This window comes from Curtobacterium sp. HSID17257 (assembly GCF_003989515.1).
GTDB lineage: Bacteria > Actinomycetota > Actinomycetes > Actinomycetales > Microbacteriaceae > Curtobacterium.
Map to the genome: position 1 here is coordinate 38,354 of NZ_RBLU01000004.1, position 13,001 is coordinate 51,354.

Below are 13,001 nucleotides of genomic sequence, written 5' to 3' on the forward strand. Positions count from 1 at the left end.
GCGCCCCGGCAGCCCGCACGTGCCTCCCGTCGGCCGCGGCGGACGTCCGCGGCAGAGCGCTCAGCGCAACCAGCGGTACTCGTACTCCGGCCGGCCCTGCCCGCGGTGGCGGACGTCCTTGCCGACCTGCCCGGCGGCGGCCAGGTGCTCGAGGTACCGACGGGCGGTCACGCGCGACAGCCCGGTCGTCTCGGCGACCTCCGAGGCCGACCCGCCGTCCGGCCGCTCGAGCAGTGCGTCGCGGACCACCCCGAGCGTCTCGGGCGCGATGCCCTTCTCGTGCTCGACCGGTGCCGCCGGGCGCAGGGTCCCGAGCCGCTGGTCGATGTCGGCCTGCGTGAGCGCGCGACGGTCCTCGAACCCGCGCCGGAACTCGCGGTACGACGTCATCCGGTCGGCGAACGACCGGAAGCTGAACGGCTTGACCAGGTACTGCACGACCCCGAGGGCGATCGCGTTCCGCACCGCACGGACGTCGTGCGCGGCGGTGACGGCGATGACGTCGACGGCGGACCCGGCACTGCGCAGGGCGCGGACCAGCTGCAGGCCGTGGGCGTCCGGCAGGTTGAGGTCGAGCAGCACGAGGTCCGGCCGCTCCGCGGCGACCGCGGCGAGCATCTCCCGGCCGGTCCCGACGGTGCCGACCACCGCGAAGCCGTCGAGCCGGGCGACGTAGGCGGCGTGCGCCTCGGCGGTCAGGGGCTCGTCCTCGACGACGAGGACCCGGATCGGCGCGGTCACGAGGGCACGCGCCCGGCGGCGAGGTCGACCGTGAACGTGCTGCCGTCCGGCCCGGTCGTGACGTCGACCGCCCCGCCGATGCGGGCGAGGGTCGAGCGGACGAGGTCGAGGCCGATACCCCGTCCCTCCGGACCCGCCTGCTTCGTCGACCACCCGCGCTCGTACACGGCGTCGACGTCGGCGATGCCGGGTCCGTCGTCGCGGACGACGAGCCGGACGTGACCGTCGACCCCGGGTCCTGCAACCCCGGAGACGGTGACCTCGACACGGCCCCGGTCTGCTCCGGGCCGGCGGCCGGCGACCGCGTCGACGGCGTTGTCCACGAGGTTGCCGAGCACCGTGATGACGTCGCCGGGGGCGGCCGGGACGGGGTCGAGCAGGCCGCTCGTGTCGGCGACGAGGTCGACACCGCGTTCGGCTGCCTGTGCCCGCTTGGCGGCGAGGAGGGCGTCGAGCACCTCGGGTGCGGTCCGGGCGGGGTCGCCGGGGCCGGCGACCGCTCCGAGCCGCTCGACCTCGCTGTGCCGCTCGACCTCGCTGTGCCGCTCGACCTCGCTGTGCCGTTCGATCTCGCTGTGCCGCTCGATCTCGTCGGATGCGAACCGGATCGCCTCGTCGACCCGGCCGAGCTCCATCAGGGCGACCACCGCGTGCAGCCGGTTGGCGAACTCGTGCGTCTGCGACCGCAGTGCGTCGGTGAGGGTCCTGGTGGCGGCGAGTTCGCCGGACAGGTGCAGCAGGTCGGTCTGGTCGCGGATCGTCGCGACGGTGCCGAGCGGCCGGGTCGACCCGCGCGGGAACGCCATCTCCTGGTTCACCACGAGCACCCGGTCGCGCGTCGCGTACGTCTCGTCCACGGCCCGGTCGCCCGACGCGAGCAGGGTACGCAACTCGTCGGGCACGTCGAGCGCGGCGAGCGGGATCGACTCCTGGCGCTCCCCCGGCGCGGGCAGGTGCAGCAGCTCCGCGGCGCGGTCGTTGTGGAGCACCACCGCGCCGGACCGGTCCACCACCACGAGTCCCTCGTGCACCGAGTGGAGCACGCCCTCGTAGGACGCGAAGACGCGAGCGAGCTCCTCCGGCCCCCGCCCGGCGGTGACCCTGCCGAGGTAGCGGCTCAGCAGCCACGAGAAGAGCGCGGCCACCGCGACGACCGCCAGCGCGAGCAGGACGACCGACGTGAGCCGGGGCACGAGGGCGGTCGAGATGTTCGCCACGGTGACCCCCGCGGCGACGAGTCCGACCACACGCCCGTCGGCGTCGGTGATCGGCGTCACGGCCCGCACCGAGGGACCGAGCGTCCCCGCGAACGTCTCGGTGAAGGTCCGCCCCTCGAGCGCCGGCTGGACCGTGCCGCGGAACGGCTTGCCGATCTCCGACCGGTCGGGGTGGGTCCACCGGGTGCGGTCCGGCGCCATGATCGTGATGAAGTCCGTGTGGGTGCGCCGCATCAGGTCGAGGGCGTACGGCTCGAGCCGCCGGGACGGGTCGGCGGTGTCGACCTGCTCGAGCACGAACGGGTTGCGGGCGATGGACACCGCGACCGCGGTCGACTTCTCCGCCGCGTCCGCCTCGAGGTCACCGCGCGCCGACGCCCAGCTCCAGGCGCCACCGACGGCGACCCCGACGACGACGAACAGCAGCTGGAGCGCGAAGAGTCGCGCGGCGATGCTCCACCGACGGGGTACCACTGGGCTGCCTCCTCGCTCCGTTGCGGGACGACCATCCTCGCGCACGAGCGCCCGTCCGCGCAGCCCGCCGTGAACGTTGTGAACACAAGTCGATCCGGTGGGCCGGTGCGCGCGACGGTGTGTGGCGTTCCCCCGAGGACGAGCCGACCGGAGCGACGCCGCCCCGGTCCTGACGACAAGGAAGTCTCATGGCATCGACGCACTCGACCACCGCCCGCCCCCGGCGTCGCGGTCTGGATCGCTCGCACTGGCTCTACATCGCGGTCATCGTGGCCGTGATCGCCGGCATCGTGGTCGGCCTGACGGCCCCCGACTTCGCCGTCGGGCTCAAGCCCATCGGCGACGGCTTCATCGCGCTGATCAAGATGATGATCGCGCCGGTCATCTTCTGCACGATCGTGCTCGGTGTCGGCTCCATCGCGAAGGCGGCGACGGTCGGCAAGGTCGGCGGCCTGGCGCTCGGCTACTTCATCGCGATGTCCACGTTCGCCCTGGCGATCGGGCTCGTGGTCGGCAACCTCATCCACCCGGGCGACCACCTCGACATGTCGAAGGCCACGTACGAACTGCCGGCCGGCACCGAGGAGAACGCGTCGTCGACGTCCGGGTTCCTGCTCGGGATCATCCCCGCGACGCTCGTGTCGTCCCTGACCAGCGGCAGCATCCTGCAGACCCTGTTCGTGGCGCTGCTCGTCGGCTTCGCGCTGCAGGCGATGGGCGAGAAGGGCGCGCCGATCCTCACCGGCATCCGGCACCTGCAGGCCCTGGTGTTCCGCATCCTCGCGATGGTCATGTGGGCCGCCCCGATCGGCGCGTTCGGCGCCATCGCCGCGGTCGTCGGTGCCACCGGCGTCGCGGCGCTCGTCGCCCTCGGGACGCTCATGATCGCCTTCTACATCACCTGCATCGTGTTCGTCGTCGGTGTCCTCGGTCTGCTGCTCCGCATCGTGACCGGCGTCAACATCTTCCGGCTCATGAAGTACCTCGGCCGCGAGTACCTGCTCATCGTGTCGACGTCCTCCAGCGAGGTCAGCCTGCCCCGCCTCATCGCGAAGATGGAGCACCTCGGCGTCTCGAAGCCCGTCGTCGGCGTCACGGTGCCGACCGGCTACTCGTTCAACCTCGACGGCACCGCGATCTACCTGACGATGTCCTCGCTCTTCATCGCGAACGCCCTCGGCACGCCGCTGAACATCCCCGAGCAGATCTCGCTCCTGGTCTTCATGATCATCGCCTCGAAGGGTGCCGCCGGGGTCACCGGTGCCGGACTCGCCACCCTGGCCGGCGGTCTGCAGGCGCACCGCCCGGACCTCGTGAACGGCGTCGGGCTGATCGTCGGCATCGACCGGTTCATGTCCGAGGCCCGCGCCCTGACGAACTTCACCGGCAACGCGGTCGCCACCGTGCTGGTGGGGACCTGGACGAAGCAGATCGACAAGCAGCAGGTCGAGCGGGTGCTGTCCGGTGCGGCGCCGTTCGACGAGCGGACGATGTCCGCCGACGACCACGGCGGTCCCGCGGCCCAGCAGCCCGAGCGGATCTCCACCGAGGCCGTCCGCACCATCGTCGAGCCGGAGCGCTCGACCACCGGCCGCCGGTAGTCCCCCTTCCCCGCCCTGCCCCGAGGAGATCGACGATGATCACCAACCCCAACCACACGAGTCCCGCCCCGCACACCGTCCCCGGCTCACCCCGTGTCGCCCTGGAGGCGTGGGTCGCCCGGATCGCGTCCCTCACCTGCCCCGATGCGGTCGTCTGGTGCGACGGGTCCGCCGACGAGACCGCCCGCCTGACCCAGCAGCTCGTCGACGAGGGCAAGCTGATCGCCCTCGACCCGGAGCTCCGGCCGAACAGCTACCTCGCCCGGTCGGCACCCGACGACGTCGCCCGGGTCGAGGGCCGCACCTTCACCTGCTCCCGCACGCCCGAGGACGCCGGTCCGACGAACCACTGGCGGGAACCGACCGCGATGCGCACCGAGCTCGACGAGCGCTTCGCCGGGAGCATGCGCGGCCGGACGATGTACGTCGTCCCGTTCTCGATGGGACCGGTGGGCGGGCCGATCTCGCAACTCGGCGTCGAGGTCACCGACTCGGCGTACGTCGTCCTCAGCATGGGCATGACGACGCGACTGGGCCCCGAGGTGCTCCGCGCGATCGACACCGGCGTGCCGTGGGTCGCGACGGTGCACAGCGTCGGGCACCCGCTCCGGGACGACCGGGGCGTCCCGGAGCCGGACGTCGCCTGGCCCTGCAACGACACGAAGTACATCGTGCAGTTCCCGGAGACCCGCGAGGTCTGGTCGTACGGCTCCGGGTACGGCGGCAACGCCCTGCTCGCGAAGAAGTGCTTCGCGCTCCGGATCGCCTCGGTCATGGGTCGCGACGAGGGGTGGCTCGCCGAGCACATGCTGCTCGTCCGGCTCACCTCGCCCGAGGGCCGCGCCTTCCACGTCGCCGCCGCGTTCCCGTCCGCCTGCGGCAAGACCAACCTCGCGATGCTGCAGCCGACCCTGCCCGGGTGGTCCGTCGAGACCATCGGCGACGACATCGCCTGGCTCCGCCCGGGTGCCGACGGACGACTGCACGCGATCAACCCCGAGGCCGGGCTGTTCGGCGTCGCACCCGGCACCGGCCCCGACACGAACCCCGTCGCGGTCGAGACGATCGCCGCGGACACGATCTTCACGAACGTCGCGCTGACCGACGACGGCGACGTCTGGTGGGAGGGGCTCACCCCCGAACCGCCCGCACACCTGGTCGACTGGACCGGCGCCGACTGGACCCCCGACAGCCCGACGCCAGCAGCGCACCCGAACGCCCGCTTCACCGTGGCGCTCGACCGGGTCCCGACGCTCGCCGACGGGTGGGAGCACAGCGTCCCCGTCGACGCCGTCGTGTTCGGTGGCCGCCGTTCGACGAACGTGCCGCTCGTGGCACAGGCACCGACGTGGGCCGAGGGCGTGTTCATGGGCGCCACCGTGTCGTCCGAGCGGACCGCCGCGGCCGAGGGCACCGTCGGCGAGCTCCGCCGCGACCCCTTCGCGATGCTGCCGTTCTGCGGCTACGACGTGGCCGACCACTGGTCGCACTGGTTGACCCTGGGCGGACAGCTGGGCGCCGGCGCTCCGGCGGTGTTCCAGGTGAACTGGTTCCGCAAGGACGCGGACGGCGGCTTCCTGTGGCCGGGCTTCCGCGAGAACGCCCGCGTGCTCGAGTGGATCGCGCGCCGGGTCGAGGGCAGCGTGCCGGCGGTCGAGAGCCCGGTCGGCCTGCTCCCCGACCTGGACGACCTGGACGTGCGCGGCCTGGACCTGCCCGAGGCGCAGCTCGACGCGCTCTTCGCCGTCGACCCGGAGCCGTGGCTCGAGGAGTGCGACCTGACCGAGGAGTTCCTCGCCGGGTTCGCTGACCGCACGCCCCCGGTCTTCACGACGATCCTCGACGAACGCCGCGCCGCCCTGCACGCCGTCGTCCCCGTCCGGCAGGTCGCCTGATGGCGGCCGCCGCTCCGACCGCAGCCGGGGTGTCCACCGCCGCCGAGCGTGCCCGGTTGCAGCACGAGTGGGACGAGAAGCTCGCCGCTGCCGAAGCGATGGTGCCGCTCATCGGTCGCCTGTACCGGCGGGACGACGTCGTGCCCTCGGTCCACGGCCGGCCCCTGGTGGGCCAGTCCCCGATCGCGATCGTCAAGGCCCACCGGTCGAGCCGTCGCGTCGACGCGACCGAGCTGCCGGTCGCGACGAGCCTGGCGATCCTGACCGAACTCGAGACGATGGCGCTGTCGTCGGTGTCCGTCGACCTCGGCGACCTCGCGTCCCGACACCGACGCGACCGGCTGGGCAGCACCCTGCGCGAGTTCCTCGCCGACGAGTTCTTCCTGCGGCGCGGCGCGGCGGACAGCTCGACCCACGCCGCCCCGCGCGACGTCGTCCTGTACGGCTTCGGTCGCATCGGGCGGATGCTCGCCCGGATCCTGCTCGAACGCGCCGGGGAGCACGCCCCGCTCGCCCTGCGCGCGGTCGTCGTCCGACGTCGCGGTGCCGACGACCTGGTCAAGCGCGCGAGCCTGCTCCGGCGGGACTCGATCCACGGTCCCTTCGCCGGCACCGTCACCGTCGACACCGAGCGGGACACGATCACCGCGAACGGCACCCTCGTGCAGTTCGTCTCGGCCGACTCCCCGGACGCCGTCGACTACCGCGCGCACGGCATCGAGGACGCGATCGTCGTCGACACCACCGGCCGCTGGCGCGACGCCGAGGGGCTCGAGCAGCACCTGCGGGCACCGGGTGCTGCACGCGTCCTGCTCACCGCACCGGGCGGGGGCGACGTCCCCAACGTCGTGCACGGCATCAACCACGACACGATCAGCGACGACCCGGTCGTGAGCGCGGCGTCGTGCACCACCAACGCGATCGTCCCGGTGCTCAAGGTCGTGTCCGACGCGTACGGCATCGTGCACGGACACGTCGAGACCGTGCACTCCGCCACGAACGACCAGAACCTGGTCGACAACTACCACCCCGCCGACCGGCGCGGCCGTGCGGCAGGCCTGAACATGGTGATCACCGCGACCGGTGCTGCGAAGGCCGCCGAGAAGGCCCTGCCCGAACTCCGGGGCCGGCTCACCGGGAACGCCGTCCGCGTCCCGACGCCGAACGTCTCGCTCGCGGTCCTGCACCTGGCGCTCGGTCGACCCGTCGGTCGCGACGAGCTGAACGGGGTGCTCCGGGACGCCTCGCTCACGTCGCCGCTCCGTCGGCAGATCGACTACGTCGAGTCGCCGGAGATCGTCTCGACGGACCTGCTCGGCAGCCGGCGGGCGGGCATCGTGGACGGGCTCGCGACCATCGCGGACGGGTCCGAGCACGTGGTGCTGTACGTCTGGTACGACAACGAGTCCGGCTACAGCCGCCAGGTGCACCGGGTCCTGCAGGAGATGGCCGGAGGCCGCTGACCGGCCTCGGGACGAGGCGGTGGCAGCGCCTCGTCGACGCCTCAGTGCCGCGGGACGTTCTCGTTCGCCCAGCTCCGCAGGTGCGCCAGCGGGACCGCGGCGCCGTGACCGAGCGGCGTCAGCGCGTACTCGACCCGCGGGGGCACCTCGGCGAACACGGTGCGGCTCACCAACCCGGCGCCCTCCAGCCGCTTCAGCGACGCGGAGAGCACCTTCGGGCTCACGCCCTGCAGGTGACGGCGGAGCTCCCCGAACCGCAGCGGGCCGTCCTCGAGCACGCCGATCGCGAGCGCCGTCCACTTGTTCGCGAGCAGGTCGAGCATCGCGCGGCAGGGGCAGGCCGCAGCGTAGACGTCGTTCCGGTCGCAGGTGTCGAGCGCGTGCGCGGTCTCGGCGGGAGCGCTCGTCGACGTGGTCACCCCCGCACTGTACCCGGACGCTGCGTCGAGCCGACCCGATGGTTCCCGACGGGTACGGTCTCCGACCAGGGGTTCCTCGGTAACCCCAGAGTGACCTAGGGCCCTTGCGGGTGACCACGTGCGGGGGTGCACAGTGGTCGGGTGACCACCACGAACGAGATCCGAGCGGTCGTCCAGACCGCTGCCCGCCCCGTCACCGACGCACACAGCCTGGTGTCCACCACGATCCCCGAGCCGGTCCCCGGCCCGCACGACCTGCTCGTCGAGGTCCGCGCGGTCTCGGTCAACCCGGTCGACGTGAAGCTCCGTGGCGGCGCCGAGCCGGACGGCGGCCTGCGGGTGCTCGGCTTCGACGCCTCCGGCACCGTCCGCGCCGTCGGTCCGGCCGTCACGCTCTTCGCCCCGGGCGACGCGGTCTACTACGCCGGCGCCATCGACCGGCCCGGCAGCAATGCCGAGCTCCAGCTCGTCGACCAGCGCATCGTCGGCCGGAAGCCGTCGACGATGACACACACCGAGGCCGCCGCGCTCCCGCTCACCGCGATCACGGCGTGGGAGAGCCTGTTCGACAAGCTCCGGATCACGCCGGACGCAGCCGGGACGCTGCTCGTCGTCGGCGGTGCCGGGGGTGTCGGATCGATCGCGATCCAGCTCGTCCGGGCCCTGCTGCCCGGTGTCCGGGTGATCGCCACCGCGTCCCGGCCGGAGAGCGAGAAGTGGGCGCGCGACCTCGGCGCCCACGACGTCGTCGACCACCACGGCGACCTCGCCGCGCAGGTCCTCGCGCTCGCCCCGGACGGCATCGAGTGGATCCTGACGACGAACTCCTCCGGTCGGCTCCCGGTGTACGAGCGTCTCCTCCGCACCTTCGGACAGGTCGTGGCGATCGACGACCCCGAGCAGGTCGACGTCGTCGCGCTGAAGTCGAAGGCGCTCACCTGGCACTGGGAGTTCATGTTCGCCCGGTCCCTGCACGGCGCCGCGGACCTGGAGGAACAGCACCGGATCCTCCAGGCGGTCGCGGACCTCGTCGACAGCGGACGTGTGCGCGGGACCGCCACGACCGTCCTGCGGCCCATCACGGCCGAGACCCTGCGCGAGGCCCACCGTCTGGTCGAGAGCGGACAGGTCATCGGCAAGGTCGTCGTCACGGACGAGTCCGAGGACTGAGCCGCACACGTCGCCGAGCGCCGACCGGCGGCGGTGATCCGCGCCTCCCCGCCGTCGTCTCGGTTCCGGTCGGTCAGCCGACCTGAGCGGAGTGCCCGGCGCCGCGGTCCGTCTGGTCGCGGGTCGGCTGCGCGAGGGCGCCGAGCAGGCGGAGCTTCTCGGCGTCGGCCGACCCCTCGTCCGCGTAGTAGAGCACCACGACGACGTCGTCCGTGGGGAACTTGTCGCGGTGGAGGCGCAGGGTCCCGACCTCGGGGTGCCGGACGACGGTCGTGTTGCCCGCGAGCGGTCGGACGTCCTGTCGCGCCCAGACCTCGCGGAACCGGGCACTCGCCAGCGACAGTTCGCCGACGAGCTCGATCGCCCGGACGTCGTCGACGTCGGTGCCCAGGGTGTGCCGGAACGCCGCGACCATGTCGACGACGGCACGTTCCCAGTCCTGCTGGAACGCACGCTCCTCGGGGTCGAGCAGGAGCGACCGCAGGCGGTTGTGGCCCGGGGCCATCCGTGGCGACAGCGCCGTCGCCAGGGCGTTGGCCGCGAGGATGTCGAGGGTGCGGCTCTCGACGAAGGCGGGCACGTCGACCGCCGCGAGCAGGTGGTGCAGCCGGTCCGGGACACGATCGGTCCGACGGGTCCGCCGCCGCCGCGGTCGGGGTGCCGCAAGGTCGGCGAGGTACTCCCGCTCCACGTCGTCGAGGTCGAACACCCGGGCGAGTGCGTCGATGACCTGGTCCGACGGGTTGCGGTCCCGGCCGCGCTCGAGACGGAGGTAGTAGTCGGCGCTGATGCCGGCCAGCAGTGCGACCTCCTCGCGCCGGAGCCCGGTGACCCTGCGGCGTGGACCGGACGGCAGCCCGACCTCTTCCGGTGTCACGACCGCGCGTCTGGCCGCCAGGTACCGACCGAGCCGGTTCTCGTCTGCGCTGTCCTCCACGGAGCACACGGTATCCGGGCACAGCCCGCGGAGCGGGGGCCCTGTCACTCCCCCGGAAGACCGCGGCCTGTCGGACGTGCCGGACACGGAGCGACCATCGGTGCACCACCACCGAACAGGGAGGACGATCCACATGGACGTCAGCAACCGCACCGTCTTCATCGCCGGAGGCACCTCGGGGATCGGCGCCGGTCTGGCCAGCCGCTTCCGCGCCGCCGGTTCGACCGTCGTCGTCGGCGGGCGTCGTGTCACCGACGCCGATGCCGACGCCGACGCCGACGAGATCGGAGCGGTCACCGTCGACGTGACGGACCCTGCGTCCGTGCTCGCGGCACGCGACGCGGTCCTGGCCGCACACCCCGACCTCGACCTCGTCGTCACGATGTCCGGCGTCATGCTCACCGAGGACCTGCGGAACCCTGCGCACATCGCGGAGGCCGAGCAGTCCGTCGCCGTGAACCTGCTCGGCACCATCCGCGTGGTCGACGCCTTCACGCCGCACCTGCTCGCACGGGGGCAGGGCGACGTCCTGACCGTGACGTCCGGGATCGGGTTCACCCCGTTCCCGCTCATGCCGACGTACGGCGCGACGAAGGCGGCGGTGCACTCGTACACCGAGTCGCTCCGCGCGCACCTCGCGGGCACCGGTGTCGGTGTCAGCGAACTCGTCCCGCCGGCCGTGGCGACCGCGGGTCAGGAGCAGCTCAACCCGAACGCGCTGCCCCTCGACGCGTTCCTCGACGAGGTGATGGGTCTGCTGTCGCAGGACCCGACGCCGCACGAGGTCATCGTCGAGCGAGCCCAGCCCCTCCGATGGTCCGAGCGGGACGGCACGTACGACGAGATGCTCGCGCAGCGGTCGCGGGCACTGGCATCGCTGCCGGGCCGCTGAGCCGCTGAGCCGCTGAGCCGCTGCCGCGCAGTTCACCGTGGATGAACGCCCGGGCGTGCCAGGGGCCAGCGGCGTCGGCTACCGGTCGTCGTGACGGACGACCCAGCCGGTGAACGGCTCCTCGACGGTCTGACCGCGGCGTGCTCGGTCGAGGTCGGCGAGGAGCGCCAGTGACCGGCCGCCGGCACGGTGGCCGGTCGCGGCCTTCCGGGCTCGTTCGAGGAACCGGTCGGTCGCGTCCTCGCCGGCCATCGTCAGGGCGAAGACGACCTGCCGCCATGCGGAGGCGGCCTTCTTCCGCTGGCGGAGGCCGCGCTCCTGCTGCGCGGCGTACAGCTCCGGCTGCACGGTGCGGACGAACGCGGCGAAGGCGGCTGCCTCCCAGTCGATGGTTGCCCCGGCGTGGACGACGAGGGCGAGGTTGTGGGTGGTGAGGACCTGCGCCTGCTCGATGATGCTGCCGGCGACGGCGGTGGATCTCCACCTGCGGTCCGTCGTGACGCCGGCTCGACGACGTGCCTCCGCTGCGAAGGCCTTCTCCGTGGCGGGAGCGTGCACCCCGAGGCCGTAGTACCGCGCGTAGAGGTCGGAGCGGCCGTCGGCGACGAGGCCGTGGGCGATGCGTCCTGCATCGACGAACGTCCTCGAGAACCCTCCCGTGAAGATGTCCGCGGCGAGCTCGTACGTGACGGGCAGGGCAAGGTCTGCCTGCCGGTACAGTTCCGCGAGGACGCGGAGGAACGCGTTCGGGAGGACGGTCCCGGGGAACGACTCGACGGCGTGCTTGCTGAGCGTGTTCGCCTGACGGACGAGGCCGACCCGATCGGACCCGGTCGTCTCGGACGTCTCGGCGAGCGCCTGGTACCAGGGCAGCGCGGTCACCTGGACCTGCTTGCGGAGGTCCAGCAGCAGCACGGTCCGCCGGTTCTGGAACGCGGTGAAGGTCGCGGCGGCGAGCTGGCCGGCGACCGGTTCGGTGTACCGGGCGGCGACGGCGGGGCCGGCGAGTTGCGGTGCGACCTCGGCGAGCCCTTCGGCAGACCTGATGATGCCGACGTGGACGAGCTGCCCGACGGGCGCGTGACGTGCCCGGTCGACGGTCCGACGCACGAACGGCAGGTGCTCGCCGGGCGTGCCGACGATGAGGTCGAGCGGTGTGGCGGTGAGCACGTCCGCGTGCGGGCGGAGCACGTCGGCGGTGCCCTTCGCGAGGACTGCGTGGGACGGCTTCGCGGCGTCCTCCTGCTGAGCGCGCCGCAGTGTCCGCAGCGTCTGCGATCCGGGAGCGCCTCGCTTCGCGACGACGTCGGCGACGACGGTCCGAGCCCGCTGGACCTGCGTCCGGTCGCCGGCGAGCACGGCGCGGGTCGCGGTGAGGAGGATCTGCACGGTGGACCCGGGCTTCCGGTGCCGCGCCGGGAGGTCGTGCTCCTCGGTGAGGGCGTCGTGGACGTCGAGGAGGTCCTGCGCCCGCGACTCCCACCCGTCGGGGAAGGCCCGACCGATGGTGCCGCCCTCGTCGCGGGTGCTCCACCAGAGACCGACGAGCTCGTCGGTGAACGGGTTCCAGATGGCGTTCGTCACGCGTTGCGCTTCGACCTGTCGGTGCGGCTTCTTCTGCTCGAGCGCGGTGACGGCGTCGCTGATGGTCGCGATGTGCACGCCGTCGGGGACGGGTGCGCGCAACGGAGTCGGGAGGAACTGCAGCTGGTCGGCGTACCGGCGGACGCCGTCGAGCACAGCAGCCGCTTCGTCGGGGTGGCCGGTGCGGAGCAGGTGCACGACGGTGAGCAGCGCCGCCTGCTCGGGGAGACGGACCTCGTAGCGCTGCTGGTCGAGGAGGGTGGCCAACCAGCTGAGACCGGTGTCGGTGAGCGCCCACTGGAACAACGCGGCGCGGGTGGCGGGGATGCCGTGCTCCGCGGCAAGCGCCTGCTCACTGTCGGTGAGCGGGCCGGACGCGGCGGCGTGACCCGTTGCGAACCCTCCGCGGATGACCTCCGGAGTGACCCACGCGGGCATCCCCTTCGTGGGGACCGGGATGCCGACCGTGATGCGGCCGGCCTCGATGCCGGTGATGGCCTCGAGGATCTTCGCCGTCCGACGGTCGCGGTGCGCGTCGAGGGCTCGACTCAGCTGACCCCACAGGTAGGCCGGTGCGGACATGACGATGATCCCCCTCCTGGTGGTGC

General features: G+C 72.6%; 10 protein-coding genes. 5 read left to right on the plus strand and 5 right to left on the minus strand.

Going from position 1 to position 13,001, the window contains the following annotated elements:
• Window positions 1-60 precede the first annotated feature (60 nt).
• Both D8M35_RS01575 and D8M35_RS01580 read right to left on the minus strand, forming a co-directional pair.
• Window positions 61-741 (minus strand): response regulator, encoded by a 681-nt coding sequence (locus D8M35_RS01575; RefSeq protein WP_174234670.1) that lies wholly within the window; start codon window positions 739-741, stop codon window positions 61-63.
• Window positions 738-2,432, minus strand: a complete 1,695-nt coding sequence (locus D8M35_RS01580) for an ATP-binding protein (RefSeq protein WP_126890229.1) — start codon at window positions 2,430-2,432, stop codon at window positions 738-740. The genes D8M35_RS01575 and D8M35_RS01580 overlap by 4 nt, the downstream gene beginning before the upstream one ends.
• A 188-nt stretch (window positions 2,433-2,620) precedes the next feature.
• Between D8M35_RS01580 and D8M35_RS01585 the strand changes: the two genes are divergently transcribed.
• From D8M35_RS01585 to D8M35_RS01595, 3 genes are read left to right on the plus strand one after another with little or no spacing between them, the layout of a single operon-like run.
• Window positions 2,621-4,033 carry a cation:dicarboxylate symporter family transporter gene (locus tag D8M35_RS01585; RefSeq protein ID WP_126890230.1) on the plus strand — a complete coding sequence of 471 codons (1,413 nt, stop codon included), beginning with the start codon at window positions 2,621-2,623 and terminating at the stop codon, window positions 4,031-4,033.
• Window positions 4,034-4,068: 35 nt separating this feature from the next.
• Complete coding sequence (locus tag D8M35_RS01590) at window positions 4,069-5,928, plus strand: phosphoenolpyruvate carboxykinase (GTP) (protein ID WP_126890231.1); 1,860 nt, start codon at window positions 4,069-4,071, stop codon at window positions 5,926-5,928.
• Window positions 5,928-7,391 (plus strand): glyceraldehyde-3-phosphate dehydrogenase, encoded by a 1,464-nt coding sequence (locus D8M35_RS01595; RefSeq protein WP_126890232.1) that lies wholly within the window; start codon window positions 5,928-5,930, stop codon window positions 7,389-7,391. The genes D8M35_RS01590 and D8M35_RS01595 overlap by 1 nt, the downstream gene beginning before the upstream one ends.
• A gap of 41 nt (window positions 7,392-7,432) precedes the next feature.
• Here D8M35_RS01595 and D8M35_RS01600 read toward each other — a convergent pair whose 3' ends face one another.
• Window positions 7,433-7,810, minus strand: a complete 378-nt coding sequence (locus D8M35_RS01600) for a helix-turn-helix domain-containing protein (protein WP_238638050.1) — start codon at window positions 7,808-7,810, stop codon at window positions 7,433-7,435.
• Between the two features lie 141 nt (window positions 7,811-7,951).
• Here D8M35_RS01600 and D8M35_RS01605 point away from each other — a divergent pair, with 141 nt between their 5' ends.
• The gene (locus D8M35_RS01605) at window positions 7,952-8,980 is read left to right on the plus strand and encodes a zinc-binding alcohol dehydrogenase family protein (RefSeq protein ID WP_126890233.1); all 1,029 of its coding nucleotides are present in this window, start codon (window positions 7,952-7,954) and stop codon (window positions 8,978-8,980) included.
• Between the two features lie 73 nt (window positions 8,981-9,053).
• Here the strand turns inward: D8M35_RS01605 and D8M35_RS01610 are convergent, their stop codons facing one another.
• On the minus strand, window positions 9,054-9,917 hold the full coding sequence (locus tag D8M35_RS01610; protein ID WP_238638051.1) for a helix-turn-helix transcriptional regulator: 864 nt from the start codon (window positions 9,915-9,917) through the stop codon (window positions 9,054-9,056).
• Window positions 9,918-10,050: 133 nt separating this feature from the next.
• Here D8M35_RS01610 and D8M35_RS01615 point away from each other — a divergent pair, with 133 nt between their 5' ends.
• Complete coding sequence (locus D8M35_RS01615) at window positions 10,051-10,809, plus strand: SDR family oxidoreductase (RefSeq protein WP_126890235.1); 759 nt, start codon at window positions 10,051-10,053, stop codon at window positions 10,807-10,809.
• Between the two features lie 78 nt (window positions 10,810-10,887).
• Here D8M35_RS01615 and D8M35_RS01620 read toward each other — a convergent pair whose 3' ends face one another.
• On the minus strand, window positions 10,888-12,975 hold the full coding sequence (locus D8M35_RS01620) for a hypothetical protein (protein ID WP_126890236.1): 2,088 nt from the start codon (window positions 12,973-12,975) through the stop codon (window positions 10,888-10,890).
• Window positions 12,976-13,001: the final 26 nt, after the last annotated feature.